This window comes from Chromobacterium sp. IRSSSOUMB001, from assembly GCF_023507765.1.
In the GTDB taxonomy this organism is placed as follows: Bacteria; Pseudomonadota; Gammaproteobacteria; order Burkholderiales; family Chromobacteriaceae; genus Chromobacterium; species Chromobacterium haemolyticum.
Map to the genome: position 1 here is coordinate 146,213 of NZ_JALCYU010000001.1, position 17,302 is coordinate 163,514.

Here is a 17,302-nt window from a genome sequence, read left to right on the forward strand (position 1 = left end):
AACGTCGGCCGGTCCTAGATTCATTCGCCGATGAAGCTGGATTTTTCCCTGATCATACTACCGTCATGGCTCAGCGAGCTGACCACAAAGTAGATGTCGTGCGCGCCGCGGGTGGCGTGCTCGGGTTCGGCCTGCACCCGCACGGTGACGGTCTCGGTTTGCGTGGGCGCGACTTCGACCACCTGTCCAGGCTTGTCCAGCCTCAGGCTGGGCAGGCCTTCCACTTGGATCTTGAAGCGCTGCGCTTGTTCGCTGGTGTTGATCAGCTTCAGGTTGTAGCTGTTTTCCAGCAGGCCGTCGTCGGTGGCGCGCACCAGGACCGCGCGGTCACGCAGAACGTCTACTTTGAACGGCTTTTTCAGGATCAGCGCGGTGGTGGACAGGGCGATGATGCCGGCCAACAGACTGGAGTAAACGATGACCCGCGGACGATGGCTGCTGCTGGGGCGGTTCGGTTTGCCGGCGGCTTCCAGCGCGGCGGCGCTGGTGTAGCGGATCAGCCCGCGCGGCGCATGGATTTTGTCCATTACCTGGTCGCAGGCGTCGATACAGGCGGCGCAGCCTATGCACTCGTATTGCAGGCCGTTGCGGATGTCGATGCCGGTGGGACAAACCTGCACGCAGATGCCGCAATCGATGCAGCTGCCGCGCGCCTTGTCCGCCGCCTGCTTGCTTTTGCCGCGTGGTTCGCCGCGGCGGTTGTCGTAGGAGATGATCAGGGTGTCATTGTCGAACATTGCGCCTTGGAAGCGGGCGTACGGACACATGTGCAGACAGACTTTCTCGCGCAGCACGCCGGCCAGCAGCCAGGTGAAACCGCCGTAGAACAGTATCCAGAAGCTTTCCCACGGGCCGTAGGCCAGGCTGGGTGCGGCGGCGGCCAGTTCGCGCACGGGGGTGAAGTAGCCCACCAGAGTGAAGCCGGTGATTAGCGAGAACAACCCCATCAGCCCGTGCGCCAGTGTTTTGCGCGTGAATTTGTTCACGTTCATCGGCGCGGCGTCCAGCTTGCGGCGCGCGTTGTGATCGCCCAGGGTTAGTCGTTCGATCCACAACATGATCTGGGTATAGACTGTCTGCGGGCAGCTGTAACCGCACCAAAGCCGGCCCGCCAGCGCGGTCCAAAGGAACAGACCCAGCGCGCAGATCACCAACAAGGCGGCGAAAAAAATGAAATCCTGCGGCCAGAAAGTGAGGCCGAAAATCAGGAAACGGTGTTGTTCCAGGTCCAGGTGCACAGCCTGCCTGCCGTTCCACTGCAACCAAGGCAGGCCGAAGAACACCAGTTGGGTGGCGAGAACCATGAACACCCGAACATTGTTGAAGCGGCCGGTGGTCAGGCGCGGATAGATTTTAATGGGGACGGCTTGCTGGCTAGACATGGCAAAATGACCATTGGATGAAAACCCCTTATTAGTACTGCTTGGGATCGGTACAAACAATGAACAGTTGCTCTTGAAAATGTGTATACAGCGTAATCTGTCTATATACAGATCAGGGCTGGGGCTTGACGGGTATTTAGGGAAACTTCAAGTGAAAACAATGAGTTTCCCGTGCATGAAACGGGTGCTTCCCCTGGCCGGTCCCGCTTCATGCTGTATTGGATGCGTGGGACTGTGCTGATCGCCTCCACACAATAATCCTGCCAAGTTTGTGGGTTCTACGGGATTTTATCTGGCAAGCTGCGGGAAAAGCCGATAAATCCCGTCCACGATGATTTCCACCGACACCGCCGCCAGCAGCATGCCCATCACCCGGTTGACGATGTTGATGCCGGTTTGCCCCAGCAGGCGCGACAGCGGGGAGGCAAGTACCAGCGCGCCGTAGCAGGTGATGGCCACCAGCAAACTGCTTACCAAAAGGTAAACCACCTGTACCCATGATGAAGCCGTGGTCGCATAGATGATCACGGTGGAGATGGTGCCCGGCCCGGTCATCAGCGGAATTGCCAGCGGCACCACGGCGATATTGGTTTTGGTTTCCGCCTCCTCGCGTTCCACCTTGGTGGTTTTGGTGGGGCCCGGCTTGGCGTTCATCAGCGCGATGGCGATGAGCATCACCAGCAGGCCGCCGCCCACCTGGAAGGAGCCGACGCTGATGCCGAGAAAGCGCAGCAAAGTTTCGCCGACGACGGCGAACAGGCAGAGCACGATGGCCACGGCGATGGCCGTGGTCTTGGCGATCTTCTTGCGCTCCAATTGATTGGAGGTGGGCGTCAGGCTGATGAAGATGGGGATGGCGCCCAGCGGATTGACCAGCACCAGCAGCGCGATGAATATTTTTGCGATTTCGACTTCCATGGTTCGGATCATACCTTTCGCTGAAGGGCTGCGCATTCAGGCGGGAGACGGGAAGCGTCGGCACTGCGTCAGACAGGGGCGTCTCCACGTAAAAAACCGGTTGGCCCAATTGGGCGCAACCGGTTTCAGCATAGCCGGAATTCAGCTCAGTCCGTGTTCAGCAATTGCTCCAGCGTGCGGCGGTAAATTTCGGACAGCGGTTCGATGTCGGCCACCTCCACGCATTCGTTCAGCTTGTGGATGGTGGCGTTGACCGGGCCGAACTCCACCAGTTCGCGCGCGATGCGTTTGATGAAGCGGCCGTCGGAGGTGCCTCCGGTGGTGGACAGTTCGGCCTGGCGGCCGGCGACGGCGGTGATGGCGCGGCTGAGGGCATCGGTAAGCTTGCCTGGCTGGGTCAGGAAGGGCTGGCCGGACAACTGCCAGTGCAGTTCGTAGCCCAAGCCGTGGCGGTCCAGAATGGCGCAGACGCGCTCCTTCAGCGATTCCGCGCTGCTCTCCGGCGAGAAGCGGAAGTTGAAGCGAATTTCGCAATGGCCGGGGATGATGTTGCTTGCGCCGGTTCCGGCGTGGATGTTGGAGACCTGCCAGCTGGTGGGCGGGAAAAAGGCGTTGCCCTCATCCCAGCGCGTCGCCGCCAGTTCCGCCAGCGCCGGCGCCATCAGATGCACCGGGTTTTTGGCCAGATGCGGGTAGGCGATGTGCCCCTGGATGCCGTGCACGATCAACTGGCCGGACAGTGAGCCGCGGCGGCCGTTTTTGATGGTGTCGCCCAGGGCTTGGTCCGAAGTGGGTTCTCCGACGATGCAATAGTCTATGGTTTCGCCACGCGCTTCCAGTGCGTCCACTACCTTAACGCTGCCGTCCACCGCCACGCCTTCCTCGTCCGAGGTGATCAAGAGGGCGATGGAGCCCGTGTGTCCAGGGTGGAGGGCGACAAAATCTTCGCAGGCGGTGACGAAGGCCGCCAGCGAGGCTTTCATGTCGGCGGCGCCGCGGCCGTAGAGCAAGCCATTGCGGACGGTGGGTTCGAACGGCGGGCTGTCCCATTGTTCCAGCGGGCCGGTGGGCACTACATCGGTGTGGCCGGCGAAGCAGACCAGCGGGCCGTCGCCCCCGCGGCGCGCCCAGAAATTATCGACGTCGCCGAAGCGCATGCGCTCCACGCGAAAGCCGATGGCTTCCAGCCGGGCTATCATCAGCTCCTGACAGCCTTGGTCGCGAGGGGTGACCGAGTCCAGCCGGATCAGTTGCCGCGCTAGTTCTAGGGTTGCGCTCATTTCAGCAGGCGCTCCGCCCAGTCGGCTTCGACGAAGCCGACGCTGATCTTGCCATTTGCGTCCAGCACCGGGCGTTTGATCACAGAGGGGGTGGCCTGCATCAAGGCCAGGGCGGCCGGCAGTTGATCGGCGCCGGCCTTGACCTCGTCCGGCAGCCCGCGCCAGGTGGTGCCCTGGCGGTTGATCAGCTTGGCGAGGCCGACCGCGTCGGCCCAGCGCTCCAGGCTGGCGGCGTCCGCGCCTTGTTTCTTGAAATCATGGAAGTGGTAGTCGAGGCCGTTGTCGCTTAGCCATTGGCGCGCTTTTTTGACGGTGCTGCAGTTGGGGATGCCGTAAAGAGTAATCATGGGTGGGTTACAGGTCCAGTTTGATGCTGTCGAAGCTTGGCGGCTCGCCGCCGGCTTGCTTATCGTCGCCGCTCGCCGCTTTTTCCTTGCTCTGATTGATCAGCCAGTACAGGTTGGTGGGCGAGTCGGCGTTTCTCAGGGCCTCGTCCAGGCTGATGCGTCCCGTGCTGTAGAGCCGGTACAACGCCTGTTCGAAGGTTTGTGAACCATCGCTCATGCTGCTTTCGATGGCCTCCTTGATTTTGTCTATCTCTCCGTTTCGGATCAACTCCGAAATGCGCGGGGTGTTGATCAATATTTCAATCGCCGGCACTCGGGCGCCGTCCACGGTGGGGATCAAGCGCTGCGAAACCACCGCCTTCAGCGCGGAGGAGAGGTCCATCAACAAGGCGGCGCGGCTTTCCGCCGGGAAGAAATTGATGACTCGGCTCAGCATGTGATAGCTGTTGTTGCCGTGCAGCGTGGAAATGCACAGATGGCCGGATTGGGCGTACGTGACCGCCTGGGTTAGGGTTTCGGGGTCGCGGATCTCGCCTATCATCAGCACGTCCGGCGCTTCGCGCATCGCGTTCTTCAGCGCGCGGGCGTAGGAGAGGGTGTCGAAGCCCACCTCGCGCTGGTTGACGATGGATTTGTCGTGGCGGAACAGAAACTCGATCGGGTCCTCCACAGTGAGGATGTGGCCGCTCATGGTCTGGTTGCGGGTTTGCAGCATCGCCGCCACGGTGGAGCTTTTGCCGGAGCCGGTGGAGCCTACCACCAGGATCAGGCCGCGTTTGAGCTTGATCAGTTCGCTGAGTATCGGCGGCAGCTGCAAGTGATCCAACGAAGGAATATTGGGCAGGATGTAGCGCACTACCATGCCCACCGAGCCGCGCTGCCAAAAGATATTGATGCGGAAACTGCCGAGGCCGGGCACGGGATGGCCCAGATTCATTTCCCGCTCCTGCTCGAAGACGCTTATCTCCTCTTCGCTCATCAAGCTGTAGGCCAGTTGCTTGACCATGTCCGCGGTCAGCGGTTTTTCATTCAGCGGCAGCAGTTCTCCGTTCTGCTTGATCATCGGCGGAGAGAAGCTGGTGAAGAACAGATCGCTGGCGCGGCGTTCGGCCATCAATTTGAAAAACGGCAGCATCAACATAATCGGGCACCCGGAAGCGGCAAGGTTTATCAATAAAACGGTTTTTTAAAGTGTAGCCGTCTCGCGTCCAAAAAAAACGCCGCCCGACAGGACGGGCGGCGGCGATCTCATGGTGTCGGCATGCGTCAGGCGGGTTTGGCGCCGCTGTTCTCATCCCGCAGCGCGCGGCGCAGAATCTTGCCGACATTGGTCTTGGGCAATTCGTCGCGGAATTCCACCAGCTTGGGCACTTTGTAACCGGTGAGGTTGTCGCGGCAATGCTGGATGATGTCCTTTTCCGTCAGCGCGCGGTCCTTGCGCACCACGAACACTTTGACCACTTCGCCGGACTTGTCGTCCGGCACGCCTATGCAGGCCACTTCCAGCACCCCGGCGTGGCCGGCCACCACGTCTTCGATCTCGTTGGGGTAAACATTGAAGCCGGATACCAGAATCATGTCCTTTTTGCGGTCCACTAGTTTGACGAAGCCATCCGCGGTCAGCATGGCCATATCGCCCGTGGCGAGGAAGCCGTCCGGGCTCAACACCTTGGCGGTTTCGTCCGGGCGGTTCCAATAGCCTTTCATCACCTGAGGGCCGCGGATGCATAGCTCGCCCTGTTCGCCGGGCGCCACTTCATTGCCGTTCGCGTCGCGCAGTTGCATTTCGGTGGAGGGCACCGGCAAGCCGATGGCGCCGTTGTAGGCGGGGAGGTCCAGGGGGTTCATGCACACGGCCGGGCTGGCTTCGGTCAGGCCGTAGGCTTCCACCAGAGTGACTCCGGTCACTTGCTTCCACTTGTCCGCCACGGCTTTTTGCACCGCCATGCCGCCGCCCAGCGCCAGGCGCCAGGTGGAGAAGTTCAGCTTGGCGAACTCGGGATTGTTCAGCAGCGCGTTGAACAGGGTGTTGACCCCCGTCATGCAGGTAACCGGGTACTTGCCCATTTCCTTGATGAAGCCGGGGATGTCGCGCGGATTGGTGATCAGGATGTTGAGCGCCCCCACCTCGGTGAATACCATGAGGTTGGCTGTCAGCGAGAAGATGTGATAGAGCGGCAGCGCGGTGACGATGATCTCTTGTCCCGGACGGATAACCGGCTTCACCCATTCGCCGGCCTGCAGCATATTGGCGACGATATTGCGGTGCAGCAGCATTGCGCCCTTGGACACGCCGGTGGTGCCGCCGGTGTATTGCAGGAAGGCGATGTCGTCGTGGCCCAGTTCCACCGGGCTGTAAGGCGCGCGCGCGCCGCGGGACAGGGTGTCGCTGAAGCGGACATGGCCGGGCAGGCGCCATGGCGGCACCATTTTCTTAACCTTGCGCACCACGAAGTTGACCAGCATGCCCTTGGCGAAGCCCAGCATCTCGCCAATGGAGGCCACGATCACGTGCTTGACCTGGGTGCGAGGCAGCACTTGCTCCAGCACATTGGCGAAGTTTTCCAGGATTACGATGGTTTCCGCGCCTGAATCCTTCAACTGATGCTCCAGCTCGCGCGGGGTGTACAGCGGGTTGACGTTGACCACGGTGCCGCCGGCGCGCAGGGTGCCGAACACCGCAACCGGATATTGCAGCAAATTGGGCATCATCACCGCCACGCGGTCGCCCTTCCGGAGTTTCAGCTCATGCTGCAAATAGGAGGCGAAGTGACCGGAAAGCTGATCCATCTCGCGGTAGCTGAGCTCTTTGCCCATGCAGGCCAGAGCGGGGCGGTCATGGAATTTCTTTACGCTGCGGTCGAAAACCTCGACCACGGATTGAAACTGATTGATGTCGATTTCGTGAGCTACGCCCGGCTGGTAGTTTTTGAGCCACACCTTTTCCATAAATCCCGGTTTCTCCATCGTGCTGGTTAACGAGAGTCGCGCCAGCGTGTCGCGCGCCGGCGGGCGTCGTACCTTTTGGTAACTATAATATTTGTTATGTCGCGGCGGCTTGGCCGCTCATGACGTCAAACTGCTGTTTGAGTGCCCGGTAATGTACCGTAACTAGAACCGCTCGCAAAGAAGTCCGGCGCAAACAGCCGCCCGAGTCCGTTGGCGGCGGGTGGTTCGCCGGTTTTCTTTTTCAATGGAATAGGTTACAATCGCGTCGGTTAGGGATGGGCGTTTCGCCCATTTTTTATTTGTGGAAAAAGCAATGGATGTTCGTTTGCTGCTGGACAGCACCCTGCCGGGTCTCGGCTATGAGTTGGTCGATTTCGAAATGACCCCGGGGGGCGGTTTTCGCGTTTTTATCGACAAGCCGGGTGGCATCACCGTGGAAGATTGCGTCCAGGTGAGCAATCACTTCACCCGCCTTTTCATGGTCGAGAACATCGACTACGAGCGACTCGAAGTATCTTCGCCGGGCTTGGACCGTCCGCTGAAGAAAGAGGCTGATTTCGTCCGCTTCGCCGGAAAGCTTGCCAAGATCAAGACGCGCATGCCGATCGAGCAGCAGAAGAAATTTACCGGTCGTATTGCCGGGGTCGAGGAAGACTCTGTGAAGCTGGATGTGGATGGCCGCATCATGGCAATTCCGTTTGCCAATATCGACAAAGCCAGGCTGGAGCCTGAGTTTTGATGTCTGGACGGCCATAAAGCCACGCAAAAGGACAAAAATCGGAGAGGAATGAATGAGTCGCGAGATTTTGTTGCTGGTGGATGCCCTGGCGAGCGAAAAGAATGTCAGCAAGGATGTGGTGTTTTCCGCCCTTGAGATGGCGCTTGCCTCGGCAACCAAGAAAAAGTTTACCGATGACGAGATGGACGTGCGCGTCGAAATCGACCGTCACAGCGGCCAATACCAGACCTTCCGCCGCTGGTTGGTGGTGGAAGACGAGCTGCTGGAGTCGGAAAGCAAGGAAATCGGCGTAATCGACGCGCGTGAGCGCGATCCGCGCATCGAAGTGGGCGCGTTCATCGAAGAGCCGATGGAAGCGGTGGAGTTTGGCCGCATCGGCGCTCAAACCGCCAAACAAGTGATCCTGCAACGCATCCGCGACGCTGAGCGCGAGCAGCTGCTGAACGAGTTCCTGCAGCGCCGCGAGCACCTGGTGACCGGCACCATCAAACGCATCGAGCGCGGCAACGCCGTCGTCGAGTGCGGCAAGCTGGAAGCGGTGCTGCCGCGCGATCAGATGATCCCCAAGGAAAACCTGCGCGTGGGCGACCGCGTCAAGGCCTTCCTGTTGCGCATTGATCGTTTGGGGCGCGGCCCGCAGTTGGTGCTGTCGCGCACCTCTCCGGATTTCCTGACCAAGCTGTTTGAGTTGGAAGTGCCGGAAATCGACGAAGGCCTGCTGGAGATCAAGGCCGCCGTGCGCGATGCCGGCATGCGCGCCAAGATCGCGGTTAAAGCCAACGACGCGCGCATCGACCCGCAGGGCACCTGCATCGGCATGCGCGGTTCGCGCGTTCAGTCGGTCAGCCAGGAGCTGGGCGGCGAGCGCATCGACATCGTGCTGTGGGCGCCGGAACCGGCTCAGTTCGTGATCAACGCGCTGTCGCCGGCCGAGGTCAGCCGCATCATGGTGGATGAAGACAACCACAGCATGGACGTGGTGGTGGAAGAGGAACAGCTGGCGCTGGCCATCGGCCGTAGCGGCCAGAACGTCAAGCTGGCCGCCGAATTGACCGGCTGGTACCTCAACATCATGACCGTTGCCGAGGCTGAAGAGAAGCACCAGGCGGAAGACGCCGCCGTGCGGGATCTGTTCGTGAGCGCCCTGGGCGTGAGCGAGGATGTCGCCACCGTACTGGTGCAAGAAGGCTTTGCCGCTTTGGAAGAAGTGGCTTATGTGCCAATTGCGGAAATGCTGGAGATTGAAGGGTTTGACGAGGAGCTGGTCAACGATCTGCGCAGCCGCGCACGTGACGCTCTTTTAACACAGGCTATTGCGTCCGAAGAAAAGGTGGAAAGCGTTTCCGATGGCCTGCGCGATATCGAGGGCCTGGACGCCGAGCTGGTTCGCAAGCTGGCCGAAGGCGGCGTGATCACCCGCGACGACCTGGCCGACTTGGCCGTGGACGATCTGGTGGACATGACCGGCATGGAAGCCGAGACCGCCCGCGCCGTCATCATGAAGGCGCGCGAGCACTGGTTCGACCAGTAAGGCCTGTCCGGAAAGAATTTACAGAATTTGGGAAGACGCATGGTTTTGACAAACGTAAAACAATTTGCCAGTGAGCTGAATCTCACCCCGGAGCGCCTGCTGGAGCAGCTGGGCGCGGCGGGCGTGAGCAAGCGTTCGCCGGATGACGCGCTATCCGCGCAAGACAAGACCCAGCTTCTAGACTATCTGAAGCGCTCCCACGGCGCGCGCGACGAAGAGTCGCGCATCGCCCTGACGCGCAAGTCTACCAGCGAGATCAAGACCGCCGACGGCAGCACCGTCAAGGTGGAGACCCGCAAGAAGCGTTTCGTGGTGCGTCCGGAAGAGGCGTCCGCGGCTCAGCCCGCCGCCGCGGCGGAATCCCGCCCGGCCGAACCGGTGAAGGCGCCGGAACCGGCGCCGGTGGTAGAGGCCAAGCCCGAGCCGAAAGCGGAAGCCAAGCCCGAGCCTAAGCCGGAACCCGCTCCGAAAGCGGTGGAAGCCAAGCCCGAGTCCAAGCCGGCGGAAGCGCCGCGTCAGGAAGCCGCCAAGCCGGCCGCTCCCAAGCCGGCCGCGCCGGCGCAGCGTCCCACCGTGGCGTCCATCCTGACCCCGGAAGAGATTGCCGCCCGCGAAGCGGAAGAAAAGCGTCAAGCGGCGTTCCGCGCCCGTCAGGAAGCGCTGATGCGCGAGAAGATCGAGCGCGAAGAACGCCGTCAGGCTGCCCGCCAGGCCGCGCTGCAGCCGCCTCCGCCGCCGCCGGCTCCCGAGCCGGTACGCGCCGCGGAGCCGGCACGCCGTGACGAACCGCGCCGCGACGATCGTCGTCCGGCAGGCGACAACCGCGGTCCGCGCCCGACGGGCGACAATCGCGGCCCGCGCCCGGCAGGCGATAACCGCGGCCCGCGTCCGGCAGGCGACAATCGTGGCCCGCGTCCGGCAGGCGATAACCGTGGTCCGCGTCCGGCGGGCGACAACCGCGGTCCGCGTCCGGCGGCTGCCGGCGCGCCCGGCGCTCCTGTGGTTCCGGCTACGGTGGCCGGCCGTCCCGACGCCAAGAAGGGCGGCGGCAACAAGAAGGGCGGCGATCGCTGGGATGAAGGCAAGAAGGGCGGCCGCGGTCTGAGGACCAAGGGCGGCGATGCCGGCAACGACTGGAAATCCCGCGGCGGCAAAAACCGTCACAAGCAGAACAATCAGCACGCTTTCCAAGCGCCGACTGAACCTATCGTGCACGAAGTGCTGGTACCGGAAACCATTTCCGTTGCCGACTTGGCGCACAAGATGGCCGTTAAGGCCGTTGAGGTGATCAAAGCGCTGATGAAGATGGGCATGATGGTAACCATCAATCAGGTGCTGGACCAGGAAACCGCGATGATCGTGGTGGAAGAAATGGGACACGTGCCTAAGGCGGCTCAGGCCGACGATCCGGAAGCCTATCTGGAGCTGGGCGGCGGCGAAACCGTGGAAATGGCCGAGTTGCCGCGCTCCCCGGTGGTGACCGTGATGGGTCACGTCGACCACGGCAAGACCTCGCTGCTGGACTACATCCGCCGCGCCAAGGTCGCCGCGGGCGAAGCCGGCGGCATTACCCAGCACATCGGCGCCTACCACGTGGAAACCCCGCGCGGCATGATCACCTTCTTGGATACCCCGGGTCACGAAGCGTTTACCGCGATGCGTGCCCGCGGTGCCAAAGCCACCGACATCGTGGTGCTGGTGGTGGCGGCCGATGACGGCGTGATGCCGCAAACCATCGAAGCCATTCACCATGCCAAAGCGGCCAAGGTGCCGATGGTGGTGGCGGTGAACAAGATCGACAAGCAGGGCGCCAACGTAGAGCGCATCCGCCAGGAACTGGTATCGCACGAAGTGGTGCCGGAAGACTGGGGCGGCGACACCCAGTTCGTTGAAGTGTCGGCCAAGATGGGCCTGAACATCGACGCGCTGCTGGAAGCCATTCTGCTGCAAGCCGAAGTCCTGGAGCTGAAAGCTCCGGTGGACGCCCCGGCCAAGGGCATCATCGTCGAGGCTCGCCTCGACAAGGGCCGCGGCCCGGTGGCCACGCTGCTGGTGCAGTCCGGCACCCTGAAGAAGGGCGACGTGGTCCTGGCTGGCACCGCTTTCGGTCGCGTTCGCGCCATGATGGACGAAAACGGCAAGGCCATCGAATCCGCCGGTCCGGCGATTCCGGTGGAAATCCTGGGTCTGTCCGACGTGCCGCAGGCCGGCGAGGACGCGATGGTGCTGACCGACGAGAAGAAGGCGCGTGAAATCGCCTTGTTCCGCGCCGGCAAGTTCCGCGACGTGCGCCTGGCCAAGCAGCAGGCGGCCAAGCTGGAAAATATGTTCGCGCAGATGGCGGAGGGCGAGGTGCAAACCCTGTCCATCATCATCAAGGCCGATATGCAAGGTTCTTACGAAGCGCTGGCCGGCAGCTTGCAAAAGCTGTCCACCGACGAAGTGCGCGTGGGCATTCTGCACTCCGGCGTGGGCGGCATCTCGGAGTCCGACGTCAACCTGGCGATCGCCTCCAAGGCCATCGTGATCGGCTTCAACACCCGTGCCGACGCCGCCGCCCGCAAGCTGGCGGAGAGCGAGGGCGTGGACATCCGCTACTACAACATCATCTATGATGCGGTAGACGAAGTGAAAGCGGCCTTGTCCGGCATGCTGGCTCCGGAGAAGAAAGAGCAGATCCTGGGCACGGTGGAAATCCGTCAGGTGATCCCGGTGTCCAAGGTGGGCAATATCGCGGGTTGCATGGTGACCGACGGCATGATCAAGCGCACTGCTTCGATCCGTCTGATCCGCAACCACGTGGTGGTGCATACCGGCGAACTGGACTCCCTGAAGCGCTTCAAGGACGACGTGAAGGAAGTGAAGCAGGGCTACGAATGCGGCCTGATGCTGAAAAACTTCAACGACATCCAAGAAGGCGACCAGCTGGAAGCGTTCGAAATCGTGGAAGTGGCGCGCTCTCTGTAAGCGAGACGCCAGGGGCGGGCGCCGGTCTGACCGTGAGGTCGGCGGGCGCTCGCCTTTTTTAATTTCGCCGCGAAAACCACGAAATGACATGGCGGCCCAGGCCGTGTCATTTCGTGGGTTTCGTGGCCTTGAGCGGCGGCGACGCCGCGCAAAGTTGATTGGAAGTGATATGGCAAAAGCCAAAAAAGGTTTCTCCCGTTCCGACCGCATCGCTGAACAGATTCAGCGCGAATTGGCGGAACTGACCCGCAAGGGTTTGAAAGATCCGCGCGCAGGCTGGATCACCATCACCCTGGTGCAAGTGACCCGGGACTACTCGCACGCCAAGGTGTTCTACACCGTGATGGACGAGAAGACGCGGGAAGCGACACAGGAAGCGCTGGAAAGCTCCGCAGGCTATCTGCGTTCCGAGCTGGGCCGCAGCATCAAGATCTTCACCACGCCGCAGCTGCATTTCGTCTATGACGAATCGGTGGAGCGCGGCATGCACATGACCAGCCTGATTAATCAGGTGGCGCGCGAGGACGCCGAAAAATTCGGCGGCCAGGAAGCCCCGTCCAGCGAGGACGGCGCCGAGGGGAAGGAATGAGCAAGCCGCGCAGCAATCGCCGACAGATAGACGGCGTGCTGCTGATCGACAAGCCCTACGACATCTCCAGCAACGGCGCCTTGCAAAAGGCGCGCTGGCTGCTGAACGCCGCCAAGGCCGGCCATACCGGTGTGTTGGATCCGCTGGCCACCGGCCTGTTGCCGGTGTGCCTGGGCGAGGCGACCAAGTTTTCTTCCTATTTGCTGGATGCGGACAAGGGGTATCGCGCCACGGTGAAGTTTGGCGTGGTCACCACCACGGGCGATGTAGAGGGCGAGGTAGTGTCCGAGCGCCCGGTGGCTTTCGACCGCGAGGGCTTGCTGGCGGCGATGGCGGCGTTCCGAGGCGAAATCTCCCAGGTGCCGCCGATGTATTCGGCGCTCAAGCATCAGGGCAAGCCCTTGTACGAGTATGCGCGCGCCGGCATTGAGATTGAACGCGAGGCGAGGCGGGTGAATATTCGCCGGCTGGAGCTGATCAGCCTGGACGGCGACAGCGCTGTGATCGAGGTGCTGTGCAGCAAGGGCACGTATATCCGCACCCTGGCCTGCGACATCGGCGAAGCCTTGGGCTGCGGCGCGCATTTGACCGGTTTGCGCCGTACCGCCACCGGCGGTTTTTCGCTGGGCGAGGCCTTGCAGCTGACTGACATTGAGGCGTTGGACATGCCGCAGCGGGAGGCTTTGCTGCTTCCGGCGGACATCCTGGTGCGCCATCTGCCGGAAGCTGAGTTGGGCGCCGACGAAGCCGGTAAATTCATGCACGGGCAGCCCGTGCGTTTTGCCGAAAAATGTGCGAAAATGCAGCGTTTCCGGATTTACCGCGAGGGAAGCCGGGAATTTCTGGGGCTGGGCGAGGCGCGCGACGATGGTCGCCTGCATCCGATCCGGCTCCTGGCGAGCAAGGCGGCAACGTCTTGAACGCCGGCGGCCTTAAGGCCGCAACCGGAGTGTTGATGGGTTGTCGGGGTTTCGGCCTTGCTTGCTCGCTGCACTTGTCGGGTTGAAAAACCCCTACTGATAATTTGGAGTTACCCCAAAATGGCAATGACCGCCGCTCAAAAAGCAGACATCGTTAAAGACTTCCAGCGCAGCGAAGGCGACACCGGTTCGTCCGAAGTGCAAGTGGCTCTGTTGACCGCTCGCATCAACGACCTGACCCCGCACTTCAAAGCCAACACCAAGGATCACCACAGCCGTCGTGGTCTGTTGAAGCTGGTTAGCCGTCGTCGTCGTCTGCTGGATTACCTGAAGCGCACCGATGCCGATAGCTATCGCGCATTGATCGCCCGTCTGGGTCTGCGCAAGTAAGGTTGGGTTTTGGAAAAGTCGCAGCGTGCTGCGACTTTTTCATGCCGCATCAAGATCGCGAGCATTACTGCTGTAACAACGGGGGGAGCCTCTAAAAATTCGGATCCATATGCCTTGGTCAGAATTTTTAGGGGTTCCCGTTGTTTTTTCGGCTTGCGATTATTTGTCACACACCAAGAAATAGGGAAACCCTGTGTTCAATAAAATCACTAAGTCTTTCCAGTACGGCCGTCATACCGTGACTCTGGAAACCGGCGAAGTCGCACGCCAGGCGTCCGGCTCCGTCATCGTCACCGTTGAAGACACCGTGGTGCTGGTCTCCGTGGTTGGCGGCAAGAACGTCAAGCCGGGCCAGGACTTCTTCCCGCTGACCGTGGACTACCTCGAGCGCACCTACGCCGCAGGCAAGATCCCGGGCGGCTTCTTCAAGCGCGAAGGCAAGCAGTCCGAGAAGGAAGTGCTGACCAGCCGCCTGATCGATCGTCCGATCCGCCCGCTGTTCCCGGAAGGCTTCTTCCACGACGTGCAAATCGTCGCCACCGTGATGTCGCTGAACCCGGAAGTGGATTCCGACATCCCGGCGATGATCGGCGCTTCCGCCGCTCTGGCCATTTCCGGCCTGCCGTTCGCCGGCCCGATCGGCGCCGCGCGCGTTGGCTACGCCAATGGCGAATACATCCTGAACCCGACCCGCACCGAGTTGGCCGCCTCCGAAATGGACCTGGTGGTTGCCGGTACCGAGCGCGCGGTGCTGATGGTGGAATCCGAAGCCAAAGAACTGCCGGAAGCCGTGATGCTGGGCGCCGTGGTGTTTGGCCACGAGCAAATGCAAGCCGCGATCAAGGCCATCAACGAACTGGCCGACGAAGTGAACCCGGTGATGTTCGACTGGGCCGCTCCGGTCGCCAATGAAGAGCTGATCGCCCAAGTGCGCGCCATCGCCGGCGAGCAACTGGCCAACGCTTTCCGCCTGCGCCAGAAGCAAGCCCGCACCGTGGCGATCAACGAAGCCTGGGACGCGGTTAAGTCAAGCCTGATCACCGAAAACACCGATACCCTGAAGGCCAATGAGATCAAGGGCATCTTCAAGGGTCTGGAAGCTGAGATCGTTCGCGGTCAGATCCTGGCCGGCGAAGCCCGCATCGACGGTCGCGACACCCGCACCGTGCGCCCGATCAGCATCCGCAACAACGTGCTGCCGCGCACCCACGGTTCCGCGCTGTTCACTCGCGGCGAAACCCAAGCCATGGTGGTGACCACCCTGGGCACCAAGCAGGACGAGCAGATCATCGACGCGCTGGCCGGCGAGTACACCGAGCGCTTCATGCTGCACTACAACTTCCCGCCGTACTCCACCGGCGAAGCCGGCCGCATGGGCCCGCCGAAGCGCCGTGAAATCGGCCATGGCCGCCTGGCCAAGCGCGCGCTGGTAGCCGTGCTGCCGCCGGAATCCGAGTTCGGTTACTCGATGCGCGTGGTGTCGGAAATCACCGAATCCAACGGCTCCTCGTCGATGGCTTCCGTGTGCGGCGGCTGCCTGTCGCTGCTGTCCGCCGGCGTGCCGCTGAAGGCGCACGTGGCTGGTATCGCCATGGGTCTGATCTTGGAAGGCAATCGCTTCGCGGTGCTGACCGACATCCTGGGCGATGAAGATCACCTGGGCGACATGGACTTCAAAGTCGCCGGTACCGCCGCAGGCGTGACCGCGCTGCAGATGGACATCAAGATCCAGGGCATCACCAAGGAAATCATGCAGGTGGCGCTGGATCAGGCCAAGGAAGGCCGCATGCACATCCTGGGTCTGATGAAGGAAGCCGTGGACGGCCCGCAAGAGCTGTCCGCTCACGCTCCGCGTCTGTACGTGATGAAGATCAACCCGGACAAGATCCGGGAAGTGATCGGCAAGGGCGGCGAAACCATCCGCTCCATCACCAAGGACACCGGCTGCGAGATCAACATCGAGGAAGACGGCACCATCACCATCGCTTCGATCAGCAACGAAGGCGCGGAAGCCGCCAAGAAGCGCATCGAAGAGATCACTGTTGAAGTGGAAGTGGGCAAGGTGTACGAAGGCACCGTGGTCAAGATCCTCGACAACAATGTAGGCGCCATCGTGTCTATCCTGCCGGGCAAGGATGGTCTGGTTCACATTTCCCAGATCGCCAACGAGCGCATCAAGAATGTGGCCGACTATCTGAAAGAAGGCCAGGTAGTGAAGGTCAAGGCCATCGAAATGGACGACCGCGGCCGCATCCGCCTGTCCATCAAGGCCTTGCTGGAAGAAGAAGCCAAGACCGCGCAGGCAACTGCCGACTCCTTCGGCCTGAAAACCCAGTAAGCCAGCCTGAGCGGCGTTCCGATGCGGAACGGCCGTCGGCTAGCATCACCCCCTGCCAAGGCAGGGGGTTTTTTTATGCGGAGTTTGCTAAGGATGGTGTTGGCGTCATAGAGAACTGCCTTGCTTAAGTGAAGCCAGTTAGATTTATTGTCGTTACAAACATGCTGTTCGATTTTAATATTTAAAATATTAATGCCATAATGATGGTTTTGATGTGGGTAGGCATGTAATGAAAAAACTATTGTTCTGTGTCTTGGCGCTCAATTTGCTGGCAGCAAATATCAGTAACGCTGATAGCTTGAAAACCCGGTATGGCACAGTGTCCGAAGATGGGGCTGGGCAGTTGTTTTTAGGTAAAAAAATGCTGCACGACGCGGATGGAAACAGTGTTTATCTGCAAGGAAGCTTTCAGCTCAAAGACAAGGACGTGGTCTTGTTCAATAGCCACTGCGGTGGCAGCGGCTGTGTGGAGCAAAGCTTTTATCTGCTGACGGTAAGCAAGGGAGGCTCCAGTAAAAAATTCAAGCTAGGAGATTTCTCCATGGGGGTCGAGGCGAAAGCCCGTGTTGAAGGCGAGCGCTTGAAGGTGGTTTTCAGCTTGGAAAACGGTAGACAGGAAACCGTGGTTTTTGATGGCGATAAGCCGGCGAAAAAGGTTAAGCGCGTCAAGTCCAAAGCGGAGCTCAGCAAGGAAAACTGTCAGTGGGTCTATAAGTATGCCGACTCATGTGTGGACGCCGGACAAAACGGAAATGATTGTAATGCGAAGCTGCGCGATGATTTCCCCGGCTGGAGCGCTCGCGGTATCGCCGAACTTGACGACAGTTACAAGCCGGCGGCATTCGACAAGGCATGCCGTTCAATGTGCCTGGCCAAGCGCAAGAATCTGAGTTTTGATGCTTTTGCCAAGAGCGTGTGCACATCGTGATGCTCTAAAGGGCAAGTCCCGAAG

Annotated in this window: 14 protein-coding genes; 8 read left to right on the forward strand and 6 right to left on the reverse strand. The window is 60.8% G+C overall.

Translation table 11 applies throughout. The features are described 5' to 3' along the window. Nucleotides 1-20: 20 nt before the first annotated feature. The 6 genes from ccoG to MOV80_RS00675 form a co-directional block, all read right to left on the reverse strand. Nucleotides 21-1,382, reverse strand: a complete 1,362-nt coding sequence (gene ccoG, locus MOV80_RS00650; RefSeq protein WP_081576071.1) for a cytochrome c oxidase accessory protein CcoG — start codon at nt 1,380-1,382, stop codon at nt 21-23. Between the two features lie 288 nt (nt 1,383-1,670). Further along, nucleotides 1,671-2,300: a MarC family protein gene (locus MOV80_RS00655; RefSeq protein ID WP_019103674.1), complete on the reverse strand. Its 630-nt coding sequence runs from the start codon at nt 2,298-2,300 to the stop codon at nt 1,671-1,673. Between the two features lie 146 nt (nt 2,301-2,446). Next, nucleotides 2,447-3,580, reverse strand: a complete 1,134-nt coding sequence (gene dapE, locus MOV80_RS00660; RefSeq protein WP_118266811.1) for a succinyl-diaminopimelate desuccinylase — start codon at nt 3,578-3,580, stop codon at nt 2,447-2,449. Further along, complete coding sequence (locus MOV80_RS00665) at nt 3,577-3,927, reverse strand: arsenate reductase (protein WP_019103672.1); 351 nt, start codon at nt 3,925-3,927, stop codon at nt 3,577-3,579. Before MOV80_RS00665 ends, dapE begins: the two co-directional genes overlap by 4 nt. A gap of 7 nt (nt 3,928-3,934) precedes the next feature. Then, nucleotides 3,935-5,068, reverse strand: a complete 1,134-nt coding sequence (locus tag MOV80_RS00670) for a PilT/PilU family type 4a pilus ATPase (protein WP_019103671.1) — start codon at nt 5,066-5,068, stop codon at nt 3,935-3,937. A 125-nt stretch (nt 5,069-5,193) separates the two neighbouring features. Continuing rightward, nucleotides 5,194-6,876, reverse strand: coding sequence for a long-chain-fatty-acid--CoA ligase (locus MOV80_RS00675; protein WP_019103670.1), 1,683 nt, complete (start codon nt 6,874-6,876; stop codon nt 5,194-5,196). A 313-nt stretch (nt 6,877-7,189) separates the two neighbouring features. Here MOV80_RS00675 and rimP point away from each other — a divergent pair, with 313 nt between their 5' ends. From rimP to MOV80_RS00715, 8 genes are all read left to right on the forward strand, one after another. Beyond that, nucleotides 7,190-7,615 (forward strand): ribosome maturation factor RimP, encoded by a 426-nt coding sequence (gene rimP / locus MOV80_RS00680; RefSeq protein WP_043591711.1) that lies wholly within the window; start codon nt 7,190-7,192, stop codon nt 7,613-7,615. Nucleotides 7,616-7,667: 52 nt separating this feature from the next. Next, nucleotides 7,668-9,146 carry a transcription termination factor NusA gene (nusA, locus tag MOV80_RS00685; RefSeq protein WP_043591710.1) on the forward strand — a complete coding sequence of 493 codons (1,479 nt, stop codon included), beginning with the start codon at nt 7,668-7,670 and terminating at the stop codon, nt 9,144-9,146. A gap of 39 nt (nt 9,147-9,185) precedes the next feature. Continuing rightward, nucleotides 9,186-12,113, forward strand: coding sequence for a translation initiation factor IF-2 (gene infB, locus MOV80_RS00690; protein ID WP_043591709.1), 2,928 nt, complete (start codon nt 9,186-9,188; stop codon nt 12,111-12,113). A 169-nt stretch (nt 12,114-12,282) separates the two neighbouring features. Then, complete coding sequence (gene rbfA, locus MOV80_RS00695; protein WP_019104451.1) at nt 12,283-12,702, forward strand: 30S ribosome-binding factor RbfA; 420 nt, start codon at nt 12,283-12,285, stop codon at nt 12,700-12,702. Further along, nucleotides 12,699-13,622 carry a tRNA pseudouridine(55) synthase TruB gene (gene truB / locus MOV80_RS00700; RefSeq protein ID WP_019104450.1) on the forward strand — a complete coding sequence of 308 codons (924 nt, stop codon included), beginning with the start codon at nt 12,699-12,701 and terminating at the stop codon, nt 13,620-13,622. Before rbfA ends, truB begins: the two co-directional genes overlap by 4 nt. A 120-nt stretch (nt 13,623-13,742) precedes the next feature. Continuing rightward, nucleotides 13,743-14,012: a 30S ribosomal protein S15 gene (gene rpsO, locus MOV80_RS00705; RefSeq protein WP_019104449.1), complete on the forward strand. Its 270-nt coding sequence runs from the start codon at nt 13,743-13,745 to the stop codon at nt 14,010-14,012. Between the two features lie 193 nt (nt 14,013-14,205). Next, nucleotides 14,206-16,350, forward strand: coding sequence for a polyribonucleotide nucleotidyltransferase (gene pnp / locus MOV80_RS00710; protein WP_019104448.1), 2,145 nt, complete (start codon nt 14,206-14,208; stop codon nt 16,348-16,350). Nucleotides 16,351-16,579: 229 nt separating this feature from the next. Continuing rightward, nucleotides 16,580-17,278 carry a hypothetical protein gene (locus MOV80_RS00715; protein ID WP_146176069.1) on the forward strand — a complete coding sequence of 233 codons (699 nt, stop codon included), beginning with the start codon at nt 16,580-16,582 and terminating at the stop codon, nt 17,276-17,278. Nucleotides 17,279-17,302: the final 24 nt, after the last annotated feature.